The 20,522-nt window shown below is 69.6% G+C and carries 27 protein-coding genes, 1 tRNA gene, 1 other RNA gene and 1 pseudogene; 7 read left to right on the plus strand and 23 right to left on the minus strand.

All coding sequences use genetic code 11. The features are described 5' to 3' along the window. Positions 1-3: 3 nt before the first annotated feature. The 3 genes from CRP52_RS16545 to CRP52_RS16555 are packed head-to-tail and all read right to left on the minus strand — an operon-like array spanning position 4 to position 1,991. Complete coding sequence (locus CRP52_RS16545; RefSeq protein ID WP_097237096.1) at positions 4-255, minus strand: hypothetical protein; 252 nt, start codon at positions 253-255, stop codon at positions 4-6. After that, positions 255-1,265, minus strand: coding sequence for a major capsid protein (locus CRP52_RS16550; protein ID WP_097237097.1), 1,011 nt, complete (start codon positions 1,263-1,265; stop codon positions 255-257). The genes CRP52_RS16545 and CRP52_RS16550 overlap by 1 nt, the downstream gene beginning before the upstream one ends. Before the next feature lie 15 nt (positions 1,266-1,280). After that, the gene (locus CRP52_RS16555) at positions 1,281-1,991 is read right to left on the minus strand and encodes a hypothetical protein (RefSeq protein WP_097237098.1); all 711 of its coding nucleotides are present in this window, start codon (positions 1,989-1,991) and stop codon (positions 1,281-1,283) included. Positions 1,992-2,128: 137 nt separating this feature from the next. On the opposite strand from CRP52_RS16555, the gene CRP52_RS37650 reads away from it, so the two are divergent. Continuing rightward, positions 2,129-2,572, plus strand: a complete 444-nt coding sequence (locus CRP52_RS37650; protein WP_143685762.1) for a hypothetical protein — start codon at positions 2,129-2,131, stop codon at positions 2,570-2,572. Positions 2,573-2,613: 41 nt separating this feature from the next. Here the strand turns inward: CRP52_RS37650 and CRP52_RS16560 are convergent, their stop codons facing one another. Then, the gene (locus CRP52_RS16560; protein ID WP_257032531.1) at positions 2,614-2,772 is read right to left on the minus strand and encodes an Rmf/CrpP fold protein; all 159 of its coding nucleotides are present in this window, start codon (positions 2,770-2,772) and stop codon (positions 2,614-2,616) included. A 37-nt stretch (positions 2,773-2,809) separates the two neighbouring features. After that, entirely contained in the window at positions 2,810-5,023 is a 2,214-nt protein-coding gene (locus CRP52_RS16565; RefSeq protein WP_097237100.1) for a phage minor capsid protein, read from the minus strand. A gap of 75 nt (positions 5,024-5,098) precedes the next feature. Between CRP52_RS16565 and CRP52_RS16570 the strand changes: the two genes are divergently transcribed. Beyond that, the gene (locus CRP52_RS16570; protein ID WP_143685763.1) at positions 5,099-6,103 is read left to right on the plus strand and encodes a hypothetical protein; all 1,005 of its coding nucleotides are present in this window, start codon (positions 5,099-5,101) and stop codon (positions 6,101-6,103) included. Here CRP52_RS16570 and CRP52_RS16575 read toward each other — a convergent pair. From CRP52_RS16575 to CRP52_RS39595, 6 genes and pseudogenes are all read right to left on the minus strand, one after another. Continuing rightward, on the minus strand, positions 6,096-7,346 hold the full coding sequence (locus tag CRP52_RS16575; RefSeq protein WP_257032532.1) for a phage capsid protein: 1,251 nt from the start codon (positions 7,344-7,346) through the stop codon (positions 6,096-6,098). The two genes, CRP52_RS16570 and CRP52_RS16575, sit on opposite strands and share 8 nt — an antisense overlap. A gap of 202 nt (positions 7,347-7,548) precedes the next feature. Beyond that, positions 7,549-8,802, minus strand: a complete 1,254-nt coding sequence (locus CRP52_RS16580) for a PBSX family phage terminase large subunit (protein ID WP_097237103.1) — start codon at positions 8,800-8,802, stop codon at positions 7,549-7,551. A gap of 3 nt (positions 8,803-8,805) precedes the next feature. Next, complete coding sequence (locus tag CRP52_RS16585) at positions 8,806-9,324, minus strand: helix-turn-helix domain-containing protein (protein ID WP_097237104.1); 519 nt, start codon at positions 9,322-9,324, stop codon at positions 8,806-8,808. Between the two features lie 683 nt (positions 9,325-10,007). Continuing rightward, entirely contained in the window at positions 10,008-10,577 is a 570-nt protein-coding gene (locus CRP52_RS16590; protein ID WP_097237105.1) for a hypothetical protein, read from the minus strand. A gap of 164 nt (positions 10,578-10,741) precedes the next feature. Then, positions 10,742-10,915 (minus strand): hypothetical protein, encoded by a 174-nt coding sequence (locus tag CRP52_RS39590; protein WP_257033171.1) that lies wholly within the window; start codon positions 10,913-10,915, stop codon positions 10,742-10,744. Between the two features lie 49 nt (positions 10,916-10,964). Next, positions 10,965-11,060, minus strand: a pseudogene (locus CRP52_RS39595) (helix-turn-helix domain-containing protein); the annotation flags it as partial. Between the two features lie 444 nt (positions 11,061-11,504). Between CRP52_RS39595 and CRP52_RS16595 the strand changes: the two are divergent. Further along, entirely contained in the window at positions 11,505-11,717 is a 213-nt protein-coding gene (locus tag CRP52_RS16595) for a hypothetical protein (RefSeq protein ID WP_097237106.1), read from the plus strand. 406 nt (positions 11,718-12,123) lie between these two features. After that, a complete protein-coding gene (locus CRP52_RS37400; RefSeq protein ID WP_107474900.1) occupies positions 12,124-13,149 on the plus strand; it encodes a TIR domain-containing protein in 1,026 nt (341 codons plus the stop codon). Here the strand turns inward: CRP52_RS37400 and CRP52_RS16605 are convergent. From CRP52_RS16605 to CRP52_RS16640, 10 genes are all read right to left on the minus strand, one after another. Next, positions 13,138-13,992, minus strand: a complete 855-nt coding sequence (locus tag CRP52_RS16605; RefSeq protein WP_179852818.1) for a hypothetical protein — start codon at positions 13,990-13,992, stop codon at positions 13,138-13,140. The genes CRP52_RS37400 and CRP52_RS16605 overlap by 12 nt on opposite strands. 87 nt (positions 13,993-14,079) lie before the next feature. Next, on the minus strand, positions 14,080-14,409 hold the full coding sequence (locus CRP52_RS16610) for a hypothetical protein (RefSeq protein WP_097237108.1): 330 nt from the start codon (positions 14,407-14,409) through the stop codon (positions 14,080-14,082). 3 nt (positions 14,410-14,412) lie between these two features. Then, entirely contained in the window at positions 14,413-14,589 is a 177-nt protein-coding gene (locus tag CRP52_RS38285; RefSeq protein ID WP_179852819.1) for a hypothetical protein, read from the minus strand. A 166-nt stretch (positions 14,590-14,755) separates the two neighbouring features. After that, complete coding sequence (locus CRP52_RS16615) at positions 14,756-15,436, minus strand: zinc finger domain-containing protein (protein ID WP_097237109.1); 681 nt, start codon at positions 15,434-15,436, stop codon at positions 14,756-14,758. Beyond that, positions 15,433-16,257, minus strand: a complete 825-nt coding sequence (locus CRP52_RS16620) for a helix-turn-helix domain-containing protein (RefSeq protein WP_143685764.1) — start codon at positions 16,255-16,257, stop codon at positions 15,433-15,435. The genes CRP52_RS16615 and CRP52_RS16620 overlap by 4 nt, the downstream gene beginning before the upstream one ends. A gap of 148 nt (positions 16,258-16,405) precedes the next feature. Beyond that, positions 16,406-16,597, minus strand: a complete 192-nt coding sequence (locus CRP52_RS16625) for a hypothetical protein (protein ID WP_097237111.1) — start codon at positions 16,595-16,597, stop codon at positions 16,406-16,408. Then, positions 16,594-16,788, minus strand: coding sequence for a hypothetical protein (locus CRP52_RS16630; RefSeq protein ID WP_097237112.1), 195 nt, complete (start codon positions 16,786-16,788; stop codon positions 16,594-16,596). Before CRP52_RS16630 ends, CRP52_RS16625 begins: the two co-directional genes overlap by 4 nt. Then, positions 16,785-17,255, minus strand: a complete 471-nt coding sequence (locus CRP52_RS16635; protein ID WP_097237113.1) for a hypothetical protein — start codon at positions 17,253-17,255, stop codon at positions 16,785-16,787. Before CRP52_RS16635 ends, CRP52_RS16630 begins: the two co-directional genes overlap by 4 nt. Next, positions 17,252-17,416 carry a hypothetical protein gene (locus CRP52_RS38290; RefSeq protein ID WP_179852820.1) on the minus strand — a complete coding sequence of 55 codons (165 nt, stop codon included), beginning with the start codon at positions 17,414-17,416 and terminating at the stop codon, positions 17,252-17,254. Before CRP52_RS38290 ends, CRP52_RS16635 begins: the two co-directional genes overlap by 4 nt. Continuing rightward, complete coding sequence (locus CRP52_RS16640) at positions 17,413-17,631, minus strand: DNA-binding protein (protein WP_097237114.1); 219 nt, start codon at positions 17,629-17,631, stop codon at positions 17,413-17,415. Before CRP52_RS16640 ends, CRP52_RS38290 begins: the two co-directional genes overlap by 4 nt. 286 nt (positions 17,632-17,917) lie before the next feature. On the opposite strand from CRP52_RS16640, the gene CRP52_RS16645 reads away from it, so the two are divergent. Both CRP52_RS16645 and CRP52_RS16650 read left to right on the plus strand, forming a co-directional pair. Then, positions 17,918-18,334: a hypothetical protein gene (locus CRP52_RS16645; protein ID WP_097237115.1), complete on the plus strand. Its 417-nt coding sequence runs from the start codon at positions 17,918-17,920 to the stop codon at positions 18,332-18,334. A 138-nt stretch (positions 18,335-18,472) separates the two neighbouring features. Next, positions 18,473-18,724 carry a hypothetical protein gene (locus CRP52_RS16650; protein ID WP_097237116.1) on the plus strand — a complete coding sequence of 84 codons (252 nt, stop codon included), beginning with the start codon at positions 18,473-18,475 and terminating at the stop codon, positions 18,722-18,724. 59 nt (positions 18,725-18,783) lie between these two features. Here CRP52_RS16650 and CRP52_RS16655 read toward each other — a convergent pair whose 3' ends face one another. Together CRP52_RS16655 and CRP52_RS16660 are read right to left on the minus strand one after the other, a co-directional pair. Next, a complete protein-coding gene (locus CRP52_RS16655) occupies positions 18,784-20,055 on the minus strand; it encodes a tyrosine-type recombinase/integrase (RefSeq protein WP_097237117.1) in 1,272 nt (423 codons plus the stop codon). Positions 20,056-20,156: 101 nt separating this feature from the next. Continuing rightward, positions 20,157-20,244, minus strand: a tRNA-Ser gene (locus CRP52_RS16660). 108 nt (positions 20,245-20,352) lie between these two features. Between CRP52_RS16660 and ffs the strand changes: the two genes are divergently transcribed. After that, positions 20,353-20,449, plus strand: an RNA gene (gene ffs, locus CRP52_RS16665) — signal recognition particle sRNA small type. The last annotated feature ends 73 nt before the right edge of the window (positions 20,450-20,522 follow it).

Here is a 20,522-nt window from a genome sequence, read left to right on the forward strand (position 1 = left end):
CCTCTACTTGGCACGGGTGGTGCGCCCCTTGGACGCGGAAGGGGCCGGCGAGCTGTCGCCCGCCGGCCCCGTGCCGGTGTCCTGCTCGTCCTGGTCGCCGGGGTCGTCGTCCAGCTGCTCGACGGTGTAGCCGTGGCGCCGGAAGTACAGCAGCGCGCCGGCGGACAGCTCGTCGGCGGTGGCGCGGCCGGCGGTGAAGTGCAGTCCGGCGATCGTCTCGTCGTGGTCCCCGTCGGGGGACGTGATCGCGTACATCACTGCACCTTGATGTTTCGCAGAACCGCGGCGGCCTTGGTCGCCTTGAGCGCGACCGCGACGGGGCCGAGCTCGACCTCACCAGTCTTGACCGCGCCACTCGTTGAGAAGTCGGGCAGCCACTGCCGCACGATCGCGTTGCCGGTGGTGCTCACGCCGTGGAAACCGTCGAGGCCCAGCCGGACCGCGTACAGATCGGTAAGGCCCGTGATCGCGGCGCCAGGGCCGGCGCCGTCAACGTCCCTACTCTCGATCGGGATCACGGGGTTGGAGCTGCCGGCGACCGCGCCCAGGTCAACGAACGGGACGCCGTTGTAGCTCTCGACCGTCTGCCCGAACGCGTTCTCGGTGCGGCTGTAGTAGCCGGCCCGACGCGCCAGACTGCGCACACGGGCAATGGTCTTCTTGTTGCCGAGCAGGCCCGACGGGGTGCCGTCGAGCAGCCCGAGGAACTCGTCGAGGACGTCGAGCGCGGCGTGAATCTTGCCCTGATCGGTGCCGAGCGTCGCGCCGGTCCAGTCCAGGGACGCGCCGGCGCCCATCTCGGTGGAGCTTCCAGCGAGCGCGCGGTCGAGGCCATCGAAACCAGCCTCAGCGCCCGGGGTCGCGATCCGCTTGCCGTTGATCACCTGGTCGGAGAAGAACGCGTTCGCGCTCTTGATCGTCTGGTCCATCTGGAACGCGACTTCCGCCGTAGCGGCGGGGCCCAGGTTGGCGAGCGTGCGGTCGATCTCGAAGCTACCGCCGAGCGGCGACAGGTCGACCGTGTACCGCTGCCGCTTGGCCTGCTGCTTGGGGTACTCGGTGCCGATCGGGCGGAACTGCGCGCCGCGCTCTGCCACGAGCCGCGTGTATCCATAGGTGAGGGTCGCGCCGCCACCAGCGGGGTTCACGACGTTGTCGAAGGTGAGGTTGTCGAGCAGCCACGAGGACTTTCGGAACTCGTCGATCACCTGCATGTCGACGTCGTCCTGCGCGTTGAGCCGCGCGTCGGCCAGGGTGATAGCCATAAGGCGGGTGCCTCCTTACTTGGTGAGCCGGGCCGAGATCGCTTCGAGCAGCGACGCCGGCTGTGGGCGGGTGGTGGGCGCGCCGCGGAACTCGCCGCCGGACCGGACCGGCGCGGTGGTGGCGCGGTAGAGCTCGGGGTCGCTCTCGACAGCGGCCGTGATCGCGGCCTGCAGCGCCGTGTCGAACTGCGCGTCGCCCGGATCGAGCTGCGCGAGCGCGGCGACGAACGCCCGGGAGTTGAGCAGCCGGTCGGGTCGGGCGCCGGCGCTCTCGGCCGCCTTGTGCGCGGCGAGCTCGACCCGCGCGGCGCGCAGCTGCTCGCCCAGGTCGGCGAGCTGCCGGTCACGGTCGGCCACCTGCGCGGCGAGCTGCGCCGGATCGGGCTCGGTGGCGCCGGCGTCCGGGTTGATCGCCTTGTTGATCGCGTCGAGGGCGGCCTGCAGCTGGTCGCGCTGCTCGGCCGCCTCGGTGGCCTGGCGCTGCGCGTCGGCGAGCTGCTCGGCGGTCGGGCCGGCCGGGGCCGGCGGGGCGGTGGTCGGGTCGGTCGGGGGCTGCGCCGGCGGGGCGGCGGGGTCGCCGGTGGGCAGGGTGGCTGGGGTGGGGTCGCCGGGGTGTGGGCCCTCACCAGAGCCGCCCAGGACGGGCCAGATGGGACGGCCGTCGCGCCGCCGGCCGAGCGCCTGCAGGCCCGTGAATGGATGAATAGGCAGGTCGTATGAATTCATAAACGGTTCCCCTGAATTTAGGCGCCGAGCTGTCGTGGTCGATCCGCCCGGCGTGTTGTTGTGAGACGAATCGAGCTTGCATGTAATGTCGGGTGGGGTTCTGTGTTAACTTTCGGCACTTTGGGAAGGGGTTGGGGATGGCCGCTTCGGATAAGGCGACAATTGCTGTCGCGGCTATTTCGGCGGGCCTTGCGTTGGTCTCTGCAGTCCTCTGTGCTCTGATTGCGATGAGGCAGGCTAGGCAAATTGCCGGGGCCCAGACTTTTGATGTCACTAGCGCGCGGTTCAGTGAGTGGCAGAATCATAAGCGTTCCGTATATAGCGAGCTTTCGCATGCCCTCAATGCGCACATCGAAAATCGAAATAGCTCCACCAGGGCTGTGCTGCTCGATCGAGTGGTTGACGCTCAAATTGTCTCCTACCCTTCCCTGCGGCCGACCTTGACGAACATTTACGAAAATCCGGATCGGCTCGAACGCGAGAAGGTGAGTGGCATTGGCGGGGAGCTGAATGAGGATGCGGAAATGACGCCATTCGAGGCAAAGCAGAAGCTAATGAGTCAGCGCGCCGCACAGAGGTAGCGAATGCTTGGCAGGTTGGCGGCCAAGTGCAGGGCGGCGACTCACTTGTGCACCGTGCCGCTGCCGCTGTCGACAAAGGAGCGGACGGCGGCATAGCCGCGGACCCACGCCAGCCGCAGCAGGGACTCGCGTGGGTGCGGGCACACGGTGACCGGTTGGCCGGCCCGGGCGGCGTCGCGGCCGGCGGTCACTGCACGCACGGCATCGACTCGAAAGCCCATGGCTCACCCCCTGGTGTCAGAAGCGATTGCGGACGTCGGCGCCGGTCTTGCGCGCGGTGTCGGCGGCGGCCGACCGCACGCCGGTGAGCTGCTCCGTGTACTCGGCGAGCGTGGTCCGCGGACTCACCTCGGCCCAGTACCTTTTCAGTTCCTCGCTGGCCCGGGCGTAGGCGACGTGCGAGGGCCCCGAGAACAGCGAGAGCGGGTCGACGCCGTCGCGCTGCGCCTTTTTGGTGAGCAGGTAGCCGCGGCAGTGTTCCTCGGCGTCGAGCCACTGCTGATACACGAACTCGTCGTACATCTGCCGCACCTGCTCGCGGCTGAACGCCTGCCGGTTGCCGGCCTCCCTCCACTCCTGTTCGGCGAGCCAACGCTCGGCCGCTGGGAGCCGGTCCCACGGGTGTTCGTCGGGCGCCTGGTCGAGCCACGACCAGTCATCCATCAGAGAGCCCGGGCGCAGCGCGGCGTCGAGGGTGGCCCGGTTGGCGAGCTGCGCCTCGACGCTGTGTCCGGCCGCCCGGGCGGGCGGCGTGGTGGGGTATCGGCGGTCGAGCTCGTCGGCGATGCGCGCTGCCCCGTCGGGGTCGGTGTAGCGCATCGCCCACCCGAGCACGTCGTCGGCCACCGGGGACAGGTCGTCGCGCAGCCGGCCGCCGGGGAACACGTCGGCGAGCAGCTGCCGGCGGTCGGCTTCCGCGGCGAGCTGGGCGAGCTCGTCGCCACTCGCGTGCCGGGCCCGTTCGGCGAGCTGTCGCTCGGACATGGCGATCAGGTCGCGGCGGGCGCCGGGCAGCGCGGCGTCGATGTAGCGCCGGTCGAGCTCGGCCGCGATGCGGAGCACCCCGCGGTCGTCGAGCAGTGGCAGCGCGCGGGCGAGCTCGTCGTCGCCGAACTCGACGAGGTTCTCGGCGAGCCGGCCGCCGGGCCGGATGCGGTCGAGCAGCGCCTGCTCGTCCCGCCGGGTGGCTTCGGCCTCGATGCGGGCGCGGTCGCGCTTGTCGAGGGTGCCGTGTCGCATGGCGGCGCCGAGCTGCTCGTCGCTCATCTCGGCCGGTGTCCGGTGGTCGCCGGCCCGCACCTTCGCGGCCTCGACCGCATCCGGCGGCACCGGCCGGCGGGGCTCGGGCAGGTTGCCGGCCCCGGGCTGCTCCCGGTACCGGAGCCGTTTCAGGTCGGGGTGGGCGGCGAGATGCTCGCGCATCCGGCCCTGCCAGTCGCGCACCCGCTGCTCGGCTACCTGCCGGGCCTCGGGCGTCATGGCGCCAGCGGCGCGGTTCTTGTACTTGCGGATCTGGCGCTCGATGGCGCGCTGCCTCTGGCCGGCCTCGTAGCCGGTGCCGTCCGAGCGCATCGGCGGCACGATCGACGTCTCGCCTGGGGTGTAGGCACTGAGCGAATGCCGACAGTTGGGGTGCTGAAATCCAGCCTTGCGCGCTTCCTCGACGCTGCCGGCGACCCACACACGCAGCATGCGGCCGTCGTCGGTGGCGTGCTCGACCTCGACCTCGTGCCGCCCGTCCGGGCCGGACAGAGTCAGCAACTTGCCCTCCCACTTGCGGCACAGCGGGCACTCACGGGGAGCGTTGGAGACGATCACCAGGTCGACGCCAACGGCTTGCAGCCGGTCGGTTTGGCCGGCGACCGCGGCGCGGCCGACGGCGGTCCGCACGGCCATCTCGGCATAGCTCGTCATCTGCCATGTCCGGCCGGACCGGTCCACAAAGCTTTTGAGCCCGCGGTCGGCGAATCGCTCCATGGCGCGGGCGGCGGCCCGCCGGCGGGTGTCGATGCCGAGCAGGGGAGTAGCGGCGACCTCGGAGACGACCTGTCGGTATCCGTCCTCGACGCCGCGCAGGATGCCGCGATGGGTGGCGGTTACGAGCTCGATCGTCTCGGCGGCGAGCCGGTCGACGGTGCGGCCGGCCGGCGTCGACTCGGCGATGCGGCCGGCGTCGACGTCGGCCAGGGCGCCGAGCTCGGCCAGCCCGGTTCGGGCACCGCGGTTGAAGGCTTCGGCGACCAGGTCGTGTATCTCGGTCGTCATGGCGGTGCCGAGCGCGTCGACGACCCCCTGCGCCGCACGGCGTAGCGGCTGAACGTCGGCGAGCTTCTGCACCGCCCAGCCGGGGGCCTCCAATCCGTCGGCGAGCTGTCGCGCCACGATGCCGAGCAGACGCTGCTCGGCATCGGCGTACAGGTAGCGCACCCGGTCGGCGAGATCCTCGGCCATCCACGGGGACACCGGCACGCGATCACCCCCCCGACGGCCAACGGCGTTGTCAGCGCGGCCCGATACGGTCGGGCCATGACGAATGCGCCTGCCGAGTTCAAGCTCGGACAGATCGGTACTCGCCCGGAGATCTGCGCCGTCTACGGAGGTAGCCGGAACAGTGGCGGGATCGTGCCCTCTGTCGAGCCGAAGAACATCACTCTGTTCTCCGATCACGAGGTCGGGGTTACCTTCGGGTACCACGACGGATGGCTCGCCGAAGAGGACGAGTTCGGGCCGATCTTCGAATACACGGGCGCGGGTAAGAAGGGACACCAGACCTTCACCGGCAAGTACGGCGGCAACAACGCTGCTGTCCGGGACCACGTTGCGGCCGGACGTTGCCTGCACCTGTTCGTGGCGGTGGACACCGTGCCGGGCACCGGTACCAAGCGGCACCGGTACGTCGGCGAGTTCACCCTCGACACGGCAAAGCCCTACGTCGTCCGTGAATCCCTCGACGAGGACAAGCAGCCGCGCCGTGCGATCGTCTTCCGGCTGCGCCCGGTCGGCACCGTGCAGCGCGTCGCCGAAGACGAGATCCCGGCGGCGACGGTCACCGGCGGGAAGCTCGTAGCCGCGGCCATCACCGTGTGCAAGCTCATCGAGCCGGAGAAGAACACGAAGAAGAAGGCCAAGCGGTCCGCCGTGCCGGAAGTCGAGGCGCAGCGCCGTGAGGCGGACCTCAGCGACGCGTTCGAGACGTACCTCACCGCGCAGCAGCACACAGTCGGCCGCTTCCAGATCAAGATCAAGGGTCGGACGTCGATCCTGCTCACGGACCTGTACGACCAGACCGACCACGTGCTGTACGAGCTCAAGGGCACCAACACCCGTGAGGCGGTTCGCATGGCGCTCGGCCAGCTGCTCGACTACGGCCGGTACGTGAAGACTGACGGGCACCCCGAGATGCCGCGGCGCGTAGTGCTCCTGCCTTCTCTGCCCGATGAGGACCTGCAGGAACTGCTCGCCGATCACGGGATCGGCATCGCGTACCAGGACGGGGACACGTTCATCGGTGTGCCGCCGTCCCTCAGCTGACGAACGCCGGGACCGGGTCGGGCATGCCCTGTCCGGTCTCGGCGTGGATGCGTTGGACCTCGGCCGCGACGGCATCGGCGTCCCAATCCGGGTGCACGGTGCGGACTTTGGTCTCGGTGCTGATCGCCTGCGCCTGCGCCAACAGGGACAGGGTCTGAGCTGTCGACGTTGGGTCTTCGGCCACGGCCGGCCCGAAAGCGACCGCCGGCCGCTCTGGGGTGAGGGTGGAGAAGCCGAGCGCGCGGTCGAGTTGCAGGAGTGCCTCGGTTATATCTGCCAACGCGGGTGAGGCGTAACGGACTTTGGTTTTGCGAGTCACCATGCTGTCGTGTGCGCGGGCCTCGACCTCGGTCGCGGTTGCGGCCGGCCCGCCGTCGAGTCCGAACGTAGACGGGCTGTAGCCGGCGGCCTCGACGATCTGCCGCACCAGCGCGTCAGAGGTGGCCTTGTGCTCGTCGACCCTGATCGCGAACTGATTCATGGTGATGCCGGCGCCGGTCTCGGTCGGCGGGATGTCGAGCGTTGCCCAGACCTCCCGATCCTCGTCGAACGCTGCTCCGAGTCCGGGCCCGCGGTCGCGCAGGTATCCGGCGGGGACGATGAGTCGGGCGCGGGCGAGCCGGATGTCGCGCATCCAGCTCGACCACGTCTCGTCGAGGGCGTCGCACAGGTCGCGGGCCGGGCCCTGCAGGTCGGAGCGGCCGAGCGGCGAGCCCCGGTGCACGCGGTTCGGGCCGATGTTCGGCCAGTAGGCCGCGGTCAACTGGGGGATGCCGGTCTCGACGGCGCCGGACGGGCCGAGCGAGTCGACCACGGTGGCCGTGGTCGGGTGCTCGGTGAGCGGCACGGCACGGCCCAAGTTGTCGGGGGTGCCCAGGTACAGGCCGTGCTCGATCCGGCCGCGCTCGTGCCGCTCCAGCCGGCGCAGCACGGTCGCGCCGGTGCGCTCCAGCTCCTCCCAGAACGTCACGGCGACCATGCGGCCGTATCGGAACTCGGGCAGCGCGGCATCGGCGTGCACGGAGGTGAGAAGCGGGCGGGGGCCGAGCTCGGCATCCCACGCGGCGACCAGGTACACCCCGCCGAGTGCGGCGGAAACCTCTGCGGCCTCCAGCAGTACGCGGTCGGCGTGCTCGTCGAGCAGGTCGTCGAGGCGCCCCTGCAGGGCGGTGTCGGACACGGTCAGCCGCGGTGACTCGCTGAACAGCAGGCTTGCGGACTTGCGGGCGACGTCGGCCGGCATGGGGATGTGCAGACGGTTCTCTTGCCGGCCCGGGGCCGGCGTCCGGTCGCGTCCCCACAGCCGGCGCCGCCCGTCGGCGCGCTGCGCCTGGTTGCGGTAGACGGTGGCGAGCCGCTTCGGGTCGCCGGAGTACCACGCATCATCGACGGCCATCTCGGCGAGCGCGGGCGCCCACTGCCGGGGAGGCCACGGTGCCCCGTTGTCAGGCAGCGGCATCGGTCGTCACCCCCGGTCGCGGTAGTAGGTGGCGCCACTCGTGCGCGGTGGAGTGGACGGCGTACCGCAGCGCGTCGACCGAGTGATCCCCGCGTTTGAGCGGGCGGTCTTCGCCGGCCGCCGCGGCGGCGGCATCCCACACGTAGTCGGGCAGCTCGCCGAGCAGGCCGGTACACGAGCGGTGGACGCGCAGCAGGCCGGCGCCGAACGCGGTCGCAACCGACCGGATGCCGTCGAGTACTTCGTTCTTGGCCCGGGTCACCCCGGGGTGCCCGTCCTCCCACAGCTGCGCCATCATCGACGCGGCCGACGGGTCAAGGAACGTCCACTCCGGTTCGACGCCGAGCCCGCCGAGCCACCCCTGCAGGGCGGCCGAGTACTGCGCATCGGTCATCTGCCGGCGCCGGGCGCGGGAGTCGTAGCGCCACTCAGCGCAGGCGTAGAGCAGGCCGTCGTCGCCCAGCCCGAGCAGGATCGCCGACAGCGGGTTCGTGGTGCCGTAGTCGATGCCCACCCAGTAGCGCGACATGGTCGGCAGCTCGTCGACGACGTGCAGCTGCTCTTCGAACATGTCGTAGATCGAGCCCTCGGCCACGACCCACGCGCCGTCGATCATCCGCCGGCGCCACAGCCCGACGTACTCGGCCGACAGGGACGCGACGTAGGCCGGCGACAAGCTCGGGTTGTCGGCGAGCTTGAAGTGCCAGGAACGCAGATCAAGTTCGGCGGCGCGGTCGAGGTAACCGACCTTGAGCCAGTGGGCCGGCGAGTCGGGGTTCGTGGTCGCCAGCAGGCGTGCCCCGGGGACGCTGAGTCGGGCGAGAAGCTGCACCCAGAACGGTTCGGGCAGCAGCGTTGCCTCGTCCACGTACGCCAACGCGGCTGTCAGACCTCGCAGGCGGCCCTCGGCCCGGGCGTCCGCCGCGCCGATCAGGTGGACGGTGCGGCCGAGCACGGTCGCCGTGGTGGCGCCGCGGGTGTGCCGGATCTGAGCCGCGACCGGACCGAACAGGGCGGCATCGGTCAGGGGTTCGAGCACGTTGCGCTCGATCGTCTGCAGCGACCTGCCGCAGACGATGATCAGGCCGGACGGCGGCGCCTCAGCAACGGCCAGCAGGAAGGCGAGCAGGCTTGCGACAGTCTTTCCGCTGCGCACGGCGCCGTGCCAGATGTTGATGCGGGCCTGCGCGCGGGCGATGCTGCGCAGCTGCTTGCCGGACAGGGGGAGGGTGGAGAGCACGCCTCACCCCCCGTCCGCGGCCCCCTCGTCCTCGTCGGACGCGAAGGCGTCGCGCAGGCCGCGGGCAAGGTCGGTGAGCATCGACCGCACCTCGTGCCCGGACGTGCCGGCGTCGATCTCGGCGAGCCGTGCCGCGCTGGTCAGATATCCGCCGATGGCCTGCGAGTGGTGGCGCTCGTCCGCGGCCGGTGGGTCGTCCGAGACGACGTCGACCGTGTCGCCGGTCGGCAGCAGTTCGACGCGCACGTACGCGCCGGCCTCGATCCGATCCAAGTTGGCTGCGGCCCGCCGGTACAGGCGGGCCGTCAGGTCACGGCGCAGCGCGGCGAGATCCTCCTGACGCGCTGCGGTCGCCGGCGCTACCCGGGCGCCGCCGGTGAACGCGAGTCCGAGCTCGGCCGCGATCTTGGACACGGTTGAGCTGCTGCGCCCGATCTGAGCGGCGATGGCGTTGCGGGACAGGCCGTCGGCGTGCAGGCGGCGCACCCGCTCACGGTCGTTCTCTGTGATTGGCTCGCGCATCTGTCCACCTCCTATCGAGCAGGAAGCCGGTGCCTGACTGCTGTGCTGCGTGCGCAGGGGTAGCCGAAACGCGTTTCATGCCCCGATCCATCGGGAAGGGCGCATTTAGGCACAAAAAGGACAAGGCTATGGATGGTATTAGCAAGGGTGGTCGTTCGCTCTTCGAAGACTTCGACTGGGACCGGTATCACCAGCTGCGGCGGGATGGCTATCCCCTGGTGGCTGGGGAGATGTTTGTTCAGTACCTGTCGAGCCGGCTCGCGGCCTCGCGTCGGGCTTTCCCCGTGGAGCCTTTGGAGCTTGACGGAGCCCCGGGGGTCTCGACGCCTCCGCTAACCTTTAGGGAAGCGGCAGAGGCTGCAAAGCCGCCGAAATCCTCGAACGTGCGACCCGTCATGCCCAGGCCGGCCGCGATGGACCGGCTGCTGGACCCGTGCTCTGGGGGCTGTAGCGGTGCCAAATTCGGCGGCCTCGGCGGTTGCGGTTATGAATACTGCTGGGGGTGACTCGACCCCTTGGGGGATCTCGCTGGCGCCTGCAGCAAACCGCGGCGAACCCTCAGTGGTCGGCCTGTGTAAATCGGCCTGCCACGAGGCAGTGTGACGGGCCGTAGGTCTGGAGTGTTCCGGGCACGCCGGAAGCACCTCCAACTGTAGGTCACGGATTGATAACGGCGCAAGGGGTTAGGCGCGGAAGCGCTCGACTACCGCGGCGGCGTCCTCGTCGCGCCCGGGGCGGCCGGCCCAGACCAACACCCGAACGCGGATCACGTCCGGGTCGTGGCCAGCGAGTACCTCGTCGGCGACGGTCTGCGCGAACTTCTCGGCGTTGAGCACCGGGTCGGCGTCGACGATCTCGGCGGGCGCAAACTCGGCGTAGTCGTCGACCTCCCATCCGTCGGCGGTCTGCAGGTCGACCCGGTAGGCGTAGCAGGCGTGTCCGTCGACGATGGCCTGCACGCGCTGCTCGGCGATGTCGAGCTCGGCCGCAATTGCCTCGATGGACAGCTCGGCGTCGAGGTACGCCTCGAAAATGACCTGCACGAGCGGACCCTCGACCGGTCGGCCGGCCGCTGCAAGCTCTCGCGCGCTGCGCAGCATGGCGAGCGCCCGGTCGGCCTCGTGGTCCTTGACCAACGTCATGAGCTGCTCGGCGAACGTCGCCGCGGGAGCCTTCTGCGCCTGCATGGTCCGCGACATCGGGGCGCCTGCGGGCCGCTTGGTGTAGGTGACGGCCGTGGGTTGCTGTGTCATGTCGGGGTACCTCCTGCGCTCGGGTGCGATGGTGCTGCCGGGCGCCGGGCCCTACGGCCGTAGGGTAGGTGGCGCCCCTGACAGGTGCTCTCTGTGCAGCGGGTGCACGGCCTGTAAGGGTCGTGCGGGCCCCGGCGTCGTAGCGGCGTCGGCGGGCCCGCCGATCACTCAGCCTGATGGGCGGCTCGGTATGCCGGGATGATCTGGTGCACGCGCCCCTCGGTGAGGAACAGATCCCGCGCGATCTGGGCGGCGCTTCGGCCGGCGCTGTCGCGTTCCTCGAAGATGATCCGGGCGAGCTGCTTCTCGGCCGGCCGGTGCGTTGTGTCGGGTCCCACTCTGGCCGATCCGGCGGCGCACCGGGGCGCCGCCGGCGGTCGAGCCGCTCCGGCCGATCGCGGCAGCGATCGCCTTGCGGGACAGGCCGTCGGCGTGAAGGCGGCGAACCTGCTCGCGGTCGCTGTCGGTGAGGGGTTCCCGCATAGGCGATCACCCCCTGTCCAGTCGTGCGTTGGCAGACGGATTCGTGACGAGCATCTACCGCTCGGCTACAACGAAGCCGGGCTCTGTGGCGAGTAAGGCCACATCTGCATCGGCGATGGTGCGAACTCACATGGCGAGGACGAGCACGTGGAGGCTTGCATGCTGAATCGAAGGCTATTGGCGATCGGCATTAATGATACCGTTCACGAGTTTGCCGCTACCTCTTGCGAATCACGGAATTTTCTCGATTTTACCTTCGAATCATCGATGGGAACTCAGTCAACGAGGGGTCGACCACGGCTCGCGATCAGTCGGCACCTTTGAAGGTGGGATTCCGCCGATTTGAGGCGGCCGGAGGGGGGTTGAAGGGGTGTCAGACTCGTTGGTGGAGCGGCGCCGCCCACGGATCGGCCGGGACACCGGCCCTGAAAGGGGAGCTCTGGAGTGAGCAGCGAGAAGGGGCGGGCGGGCGGCCTGCATGGTGTGGGTTGGGATCCAGCCGACGTGATCGAGCTGACCCGGTCTGCCTTGGCGGCGGGCGTCATGGTCGTGATCCTGATCCGGCACCCACAGTTGGACGCGGCGGCGATGACCCTGCTCGGCAGCGGGTTTGCCGCCATCGCGGTACCAGTGCGGCGAGCAGGTGGTCGCAGGTAGTGCAACGGCCCGTCGCTGGGGGAGGTGGCGGGCCGTAGGTCTGAGAATCTTCCGGGCATACCGAAAGCGCCTCCAACTTTAGATCACGGAAAGGTAACGGCGCAAGCCTGTTTGGGCGCTTAACTCCGGCCGCGCTCCCACGTTGCGGCCGCTGTCTCGCCGGCCTTGACATCGTCGACCCACACGGGCGCCGGCCGGCGCGCGGGGTGTCGGCCTGCTCGTTGGGTGCCTCTTCGAGGAGAAGCAGAGGCTTCGCTGCTTGGTGTGGATGCTGGGTGGATGAGCTGCGCCAGAGGTGCGTGCCCACCTCAATGGTGCAACGGTGGTAGGGAGAAGATTCGATTTGCTGTGCCCGCCCAAGGGGGCGAAGCGCTGATTTCGCTTTTTTCTGAATGAGGAGGCGACGATGACCGCCGAAGTGGCTGAGATCGCGATAGGCAGGGATGGTAAAATCCCTAAAGGGCCACTGATCTTCGTCAGTCATGATTCCCGAGATGCTGAACTCGCCGAAGCCTTCAGTAAGCTTCTCTCGAATGTGTCCACCGGCTTGCTGAAATCGTTCAGATCGTCCGACAATAAGGGTTCGCAAGGTCTTGAATATGGCACTGATTGGTACCCTGAGATCTTAAAGAAGATTGCAGCTTCCTGTGATGTTGTCTGCCTGCTGACCGCCCGAAGTCTAAATCGCCCGTGGATTCTCTATGAGGCTGGAGTCGCCAAAGGGAAGCTAGATATTCCCGTCCACGGGCTCGCGCTCGGAATGAATCTGGGCAATGCAAGTACTGGCCCATTTGCTCAGTTTCAAAACTGTGGCGGTGATGCAGATGCCATCACTAAGTTGGTGATCCAGCTGATAGGTCGCCTTCCTGACGCAGATCCCGATCGTGGTCTGGTGAAGGCGCAGGTGGAAGTCTTCAGGAAGCGCGTCAGGGAGATCCTAGAATCGATCGGCGAGGCGGCGGATGATAGTGATGGTCATATCGAGGAGGGATCCTCGAATGCGAGGATATTTGAGGAAATCAAGGTAATGTTCCAGGAGCTTCCGGATCGGATCGAGGATATTGCTACCCGGAACGATCTAGGGCCTTTGCGTAGCGAAGTTCTAGACCCCGCGATTCTGTCTGAAATTGCAAGCCTTTCGGCTGGTACTACTCGGCGCCCTGGTGTCGCTTTCCTGGTCCTTGCGAGTCCGTTCCGAGATGTCATGCCTTGGCTCTACGAGATTGCTGCGGAAATCTATCGCGCTGAGGGGAGGCGGGATCTCGAAGGCGCGCGGCGGGCGCATCGTGACTTTATGGGTGCGCTGGAGGTGTCCAGTAGGCTGCCGGTGCAAGGCGTTAGGGATATGCGACGTCTGATGCATGAGGTTGCTAGCCTTGCAGGCCACTTTGACGATTTCGGGCTCGGTGACGGGGATTTCTCAGCTGCGTGAATCTCGGAGTCCGATCTTAGGAGCGTGGGACTCGTTGAGAGTCACAACAAGGGCGAACATCTCATCGACACCCCAGGCGCGCCGACAGCGGTCGTCAAGGGGGACGGGCGCCGGGCACCTGGGGCCGGTGGCGCAGGTGACCCTCGGCGTGTCCTGCGGGTGGGTGTGCAGGGTGAGCTCGCCAGCGCACCACGGGCACGGCCGGCCCTCGATCACCTGCTCGCGTGGGTCGATGCGCAGGGCCCGCAGCACGAGCCGCTCGGCCTGGCCAGCGACGCGCACGGCCTCGTGCCGCAGGTGCTCGGGCAGCAGGCCGAACAGCGCCGGCTCGCGGATTCGGTCGCCGCGCGGCTCAGGCGTGGCGTCTTCGTCGAGCAGCCGGCCCTCGACGAACAGCGCGGCCCAGTGCAGGCCATGCCGGCGGCTGCCGGGGTCGGTGGGGCTGCGGTAGGTCCACCGACGCGGGTCGCCGGCGTCGACCTCCTCGACCCCCCACCGCGGCGGCCGGCCGGGGGCAGACACGAGGCGCCGTCCGATCGGGCGCTGCACCGCGGCGGCGAGTGTGTCGGCGAGATCGAACAGCAGCCCCTCGACCCTGGTCGCGGCGTCGAGCGCGTCGAGGTTGGCCGGCGCCGGGTGCTGGCGCAGGGTGAGCGGCACGCGGTCGACGACGTCGAGCAGTTGCTCGTCGCCGGCCTGCTGGCGGGCGAGATGGGCCGAGAGCTTGACCGGCGGCCATGCGTCGGCCGGCGGCGTCTCGATCGCGACCAGCAGCGCGCCCCACTCCTCACGGACGGTGCGCAGCTGCTCGGCCGCTCGGCGAATGTTGGCGGTGTAGTACACGGTGTGCTCTCCCAATCATGGTGCGGGGTAGGTCAGTTGGTGGGCCCGGGTGCCCCTCTGTGGTGGTACGGGGGCGCCCGGGCCGGTCTAGGGGGCCGGCCCCGGGGTGCCGGCCGCGGGCCGCGTGCCGGCGGCGAGTGCCGCCTGCAGGCGGGCGAGCTCGACCTCGGCGAGCTGGCCGCGCTGCGCCCGGGCGAGGGACCGCTGCAGGGCGCGCAGCCGCTGATGCGCGATGCGCCGCAGCCGCATCTGCCGGCGGGACCACTCGCCGCACCACTCCCGGTACTGCGACAGGTCGGCGATCCCCGTGCGCAGCAGCTCGGCCTCGGCCGGCAGCAGCGCGCCACGCTCGGCCCGGGCGACCAAGTGCAGCAGCTGCTCGACGTCCGACCGCGCGCCGACCGTCGGGGCGCTCACTGCTCACCCCGGGGGGGCGACCAGGTAGGAGACGGCGAGCAGCCCGCGCTCGTCGAGCCGCAGCTCGGCGTCGGCCGCGGCACGGCCTACGGCACGCAGCTCGGAGCGGACCACGTCGAGTAGCTCGGCAACGTCCGGCAGGGATACGGGGACGTCGAGCACACGCTCGGCACGGGTCACGGATGCGAGACGACGGGGAGGGACGGACACGGGCTGTGACCTTTCGGAAGGGTGGGCGCGGACACCCGCGCGCATGGGGGGCGCATCGACCGGTCGCGGCGGGGAAATCACCGAATTCCCGTACCGCGAGCGACAGTTCGGGCCTTGCGGTTGCGGTGGCGGGGCGTCATGCGGCGCTCTCCTGTCGGGCGACCTGCTCGGCGGCCTGGTCGAGGCGGGACGGGTGGACGGTGGCCCGGCGATGCCACGTGCCGGCCCGATCCCCCTTGGCGGCCGTGCGGCGCCGGCACGGTTCCCCGATCGGCGCCCGGCACCACGAGCAGGCGACGGCCAGCGCATCCGGCCGGCCGGCCGCCGCGGCGGCCTCCCGCGCGGCCCGCACCGGACGATGCGGCGCCAGCGCGGCGGCGGCCCCGGCTGGCAGTGCTCGCCTGATCCGGCCGGCGATGCTCGGGTGCGGCCCGCCGGTCAGTTCACGCGAGCTGCTCGGCGCGGCCTGTCCGGTGGCGACCGCCCGCCGCTGCGCCCGGATGGCGTCCTTGTAGGCGGTGACGTCGTCGGGGTCGACGGCGGGGCGCGGGTCGGTGTGCCGGCCGAGCAGTGCCCGCCGGTGAGCGGCCCACGGCCGGGTGACGTCGACGGCCAGAATCGGGAACGGGGACTCGGCCACGTGCTGGCGCACCACGGTGGCGGCGTCCCATCCGTCCGGCGCGGTGGCCGGTACGTCCTGCAGTAGCTCGCACCACCGGGACAGCTGCGCGACCGCCTCATCGGCCGTGCCGTTCGCGGTCCGGGGGTCGAGCTCGGCGACGTAGGCGAGCAGTGCGGCGACCTCGTCCGGTTTCATCGGGTACCCCCTCGGGCGTTCATCTCGGCGAGCGCGGCCTGCAGCAGCTCGGCATTCCGGTTAGCCGGTGGTGAGGGACGGGAGGCGCCCCCAGGGATCGACCGCAACGGACCGCGGGCCGGCCGCTCCCGGGCGATCCACTGCTGCCAGTCCGCGCGCCACTGACCGGCCGTGCGCTCCGGCGCAGTCGCGCGGTGAGCAAGCCACTTCGCAGTGGCGGCGTCGATGCCGTCGAGGCCGAGCCGCTGCAGGTGGCCGGAGACCGCGGCCCACCCGATCAGTTCGTCGTCGGGCTGCCAGTCGGGAGGCAGAGCGCAGGTGACGGAGGAACCGACGGCGGCAGAGCCCGTGCGCGCCCGCGCCCGCCTCTTCTGGTTCCCTCCCGTTACTTCCTGTTCCCTCTGGTTCTGGGGTGCAGAATCCGCACCCCCACCGGTGCAGGAACTGCACCCCTGTCCTGCAGAATCCGCACCCCCACTGGTGCAGATTTCGCACCCCTCGCTCGACGGGGGTGCAGTTTCTGCACCGTTGTCCGAGTCGGCACCGGGTACCCACCCGACGGCGAGCGGCAGCCGGTAGACGCGCTCACCCCGGGGGCCGCGCCGGCCCTCGACGAGCTGCAGCTCGCCGGACTCGATCACCGTGTCGACAGCGGCGACGACGGCCCGCTGCGAGGCCCGGGTGCGGATGGACAGAGAACGGGTCGAGCCGTAGGCCGTGCAGTTCGGGCCGGCATGCTCGGCAAGCGAGAGCAGCACCAGTCGGGCGGTGCCACGGGCGGTGGAGTTCTCCCACACCCAATCGCGGGCGGCGTGACTCAACGTGCTTTCTCCCTTGGAGCGTTGGGGATGGTTGGGGGATCGAGGCGGCAGGCGACCGCGGCCGGCGAGTGCGAGCTGCAGCGCGGCCCGCATGGGTACGGGCGGGCAGGCCGGCGGCACGGGATGCGGCCGGCCGCACACAGCGGGCTCACGAGGCGACGCCGAGCCCGTCGACCTGGCCGGGCCCCGGAGTAGGCCGGTCCTCGACGACCGGCCGCGCCCGCGGTCGGCGCCGCCGCGGGCGCGGTACGGCGTGCGTCGGGTACGGGTGCGTGCTCCCATCGATGGCGAGCTGCAGCGGCGTCTCGACGACGTCCTCGACGGCGGTCCGGCTGCTCACGCGACCGCCCTCGACGACTCGCCGATACCGGCGCGGCGTCGCCCGACGCACGCGATCAGGTCGAGATACCAACGCGGCTCTCCAACGGCCTGCGCCGCTCGCCAGATCTGCCGCACGTCCTCGACGTCGTCGGCGGCCACGGCAGCGGCCAGGAACAGCGGGCGCGGCGGCTGCAGGGCGTGCACGCTCACGTCTCGCACTCCAGTTCGATAAGGCGGCGGCCGGCGACCGTGCGCGCGGCAATCTGCTGCAGTTGCTCGCCAAGCTCGACCGCGGCCCGGTAGGAGAGATCGGCGGCGAGCAGGCCGTCGCCAGTCGGAAGCAGGTCGACGAGCTCGGCCCGCCGGCGGCGCATCACGGCCGCGCGCCGGCGGCTGGCCGTCCAACGCAGCAGAGCGGAGCGCACCCCAGCACGAGCCCGGGCGCGGGAGGCATCGAGCGCGGCGCCGGCCCAGTCGAGGCCGTAGTCGCTCCCATGGGGGTCGAGCGCCCGGGCCCGGTGGTGGGCTGCCGCGGTGGCGAGCTTGCGCAATCGATCGCCGACGAGCTGCTCGTCGGCAGCGAATGCGAGCGCGACCAGGTCGAGCAGCCGCTCGGCCCCATCGGTGACGTCGAGCCGGACCGTGTAGCCGTCCGGGTGTAGCGTCGCGCGGATCACCTGAGCCTCACATACAGGCGCAGACGGCCGTCGGTCTCCGGGTAGGTCCTGGAGAATCGCGCGATCGAAACGGACGGGTCCGCCCGGAGGATGGCGAGTACGGCGTCGATGAGCGCGGGATCGGCAATGATCCGCAGATGCCCTGCGCGGGGCTTGTTCATCGAGCACCCCGCGGAACGAGGTTGGTCGGGCCGCAGGCGGGGCGGGCCGCCGGCAACACCTGGTGCATGGCCCGGATTGCTTCGAGGTGTTCAGGGCCGAATCGGACGTACTTGCCGTACTTCTCGTGGGGAATCCGGTTGATGTTCCGGCGCAGCCACGTCTCGGGCAGGGATAGAGCTTCTGCGGCGCCGGCGTAGTCGTGTAGGAGGGTCATGCGCGCTCCTTCGCGTCAGTTCATGTCGCTTCCGTTCTGCTTCGTGACGCTACATCTGCGCATTCGCGAACGCGAATGATTTCTGCGTCCGCTGGCGACAGGGCACCCGGGCCCGCGTCGAGCTTGGGTTGGCGTGTTCGCGCAATATTGGCTCGCACCGATATGGGATTGCGGGTTTCTGGCTGTTAGCCTCGTTCGCGAACGCGGCAGGGCGTTGTCTAGGCCCCACCGTCAGTACTTTGGCGCCGCGCATGGCGCCGAAGGAAGCGTGCGAAGGGAACCGGGGATGTCCGAGAGCTCAGCGGGCAGTGATGCCCTTACGCAGATGGTGCGCGCCGCGCTAGACCGGCCTGGCATGTCCTATCAAACCCTTGCAGCCATCGCGATTGATCCGCAGAGCGGCGAGGGTGTCGGCGCCACCTGGCTGCACAAGCTGGTGAAGGGCAACGTGGCCCGCGCACCGGAAGCGCGGGTCCTTCGGGCCCTGGCCGCTGGGCTCAAGCTTCCGCTGTCAGAGGTCCAGCGGGCGGCGGCCGAGCAGTGGCTGCAGTACACCAGTACCGAGCTGTCGGGACTCCCGGAAGACGTGCGGGTCATCCTCGGTCACCTGGAGGGCATGGCACCGGAGGACCTGTCCCGCGCGCGGGCCGTGATCGAGGCGCTGACCGCAGGGGCGAACGGCTCTTCGTCGGATGCGTCCTAGTTAGTCCCTATACACGCCTCTCACAAGATCGGATCATCCTCGCCCCAACCGCTACTCGGGCGTAGGGTCGAACAAGCTTTTGGGCAGGTGGGTGCAGCAACGGGGGCCGACCTTGTGCTGCTCGAAAGAGGGGGTTGCGTGGACAGTGTCACCCACGAGCTGGCGGAACTCGACGAGGGCGTTCCGGTCATGCTGGTGGTGCTTTGCGGCAGGCTCGTGCTCGTGGGAGATCCGCGCGTCGTGTCGGCTGATCACCTGGCGCGGCACACGGCGGACGTTCAGGCATGGATGGCCGGCGCTGAAGTCGACGCCAACCGGGCCGCGGATGTGCTGGCCGGTCAGATCGAGTGCCTGATCAAGGGTGAGTCCCTCGCACTGCCTGCTAGGTAAGTCGGCGGACGAGTGCCCCCGGACCGATCGCGGGTCCGGGGGCACTGTGCTGCCAGGGATCAGGCCGCCGCGGCGACCTCCTCGCGGGCCAGCAGGACGTCAGCCGGGGCGCCGGCCTGAGTCAGGGTGAACGCATGGTCGACGGCGGCGATCACCTCGTCGTCGAGAATGTCGAGCAGATGCCCGTACCGGTCGACGGTCGTCTGAATCGACTCGTGGCCCAACCGCGCCTGGATCGCCGGAAGGGGAATCCGGGCGGCGATCATCCATGAGGCGTGAGTGTGCCGGAGGTCGTGAGCGCGCGGGGTCTTGGTCAGCCCCTCGTCCTGGGCTTTCGCGATGGCGGGCAACCACCGCTGGCGGCGGAACGTCGCCGGCAGCCACGCGCCCCCCTCGGGCGCCGGAAACAGCAGGTCTTCCGTGGCCTTGCCCCGGGCCGCACGCTGGACAATTGCGCTGAGCCGGGGCGTCAGCACGATGGTGCGCCGCGACCTCTTGGTCTTCGGTGGCCCCATGTACCGCTTGCCGTGCTCATCGAGCTTCCATGTCCGCTGAATCCGCACCGCGGGGCGGCCGTTGCGGCGAACTATGTCCCGCTTCTGCAGGGCGGTCAGCTCGCCCCACCGCATTCCGGTCCCGACCGCGAGTTCGACGATGTCGGCAGCGTCGGCCTTCAGGTGCTTGTGGACGAGGGCGTACTCCCAGTGCTCCAGGAAGCACATTTCGTCGCTGTCGGTGTCGTCCGGGCGCGGCAGCCGGGTGCCCACGCAGGGATTGGTCGCGCGCTTCTCGCCCAGCACGGCCGCCTGCAGGATGCTCGACAGCAAGCCATGGTTGTCCCGGACTGTCTTGGCCCGGTACTTGCGGCGCTTGCGCGCGCCCTCGGGCGGATACGGCCCCCACCGGCCCGCCTCCAGATCGTTGACCCACAGTTTGATGGCGTCGCCGGTGATGGACTCCGGCCCGTCGGCGACCGAGAAGTCCCGGAACCACGGGACCATGTTGCACTCGATCATCTGCCGGTACTTCGCCTTAGTGCCGCCCTGAACGCCGGTCAGCAGCTCGACGAAGTTGAGCGCGTACGCCTCGAACATCGTGTCGGGGGCGGTCTCGGGCTCGGCCGGCTGCTCCTCGACGAACCCGCGGCCCTTGACCCACCCGGGCGGCCACTGCTCGCCGTGCCCCTTCACGAGGTCACGGAAGCGTTCGGAGCTCTTGAGGTCGTCGAACTTCTCGGACTCCTGCTTGCCTGTCCGGGCGCCGCCGTCACGCCAGGTAACTGTGTACGTGGTGCCACCGTCTTTGCGTTCGCGAACGCGAATGGATGCCATGTGGCGACCGTATCCCGATCCGTGCTGACACGGTGCTGCAATTTCACCTGGGCAAACACAAGGGGCTGACCCGTTTTCACAGGTCAGCCCCTTGGTGGTGCTGGCGGAGGATACGAGATTCGAACTCGTGAGGGATTGCTCCCAACACGCTTTCCAAGCGTGCGCCCTAGGCCTCTAGGCGAATCCTCCGTGGGAGAGCTTAGTACATGTTTCGGGGTGGTCGCGACCACCTATCCCGCAGGTTGGAGGGTGGGGGTGGCCTGTGGATCGTCGGGGCCGGGATCCGGTAGTGTGGGGGGCAGCCCCTCGTGTGGCGTCATCTCTCTGAACCCCCCCAGGGCCGGAAGGCAGCAAGGGTAGGAGGGCTCTGGCGGGTGCACGGGGGGTCTTTGCGTTCCCCGGGGCCGGGTGGGGTGGGGGCGGGGAGTGCGGGACGACGCGTTTGTCGGTCCGTCCCGATATCGTCG

This window comes from Streptomyces sp. 1331.2 (assembly GCF_900199205.1).
Lineage (GTDB): Bacteria > Actinomycetota > Actinomycetes > Streptomycetales > Streptomycetaceae > Kitasatospora.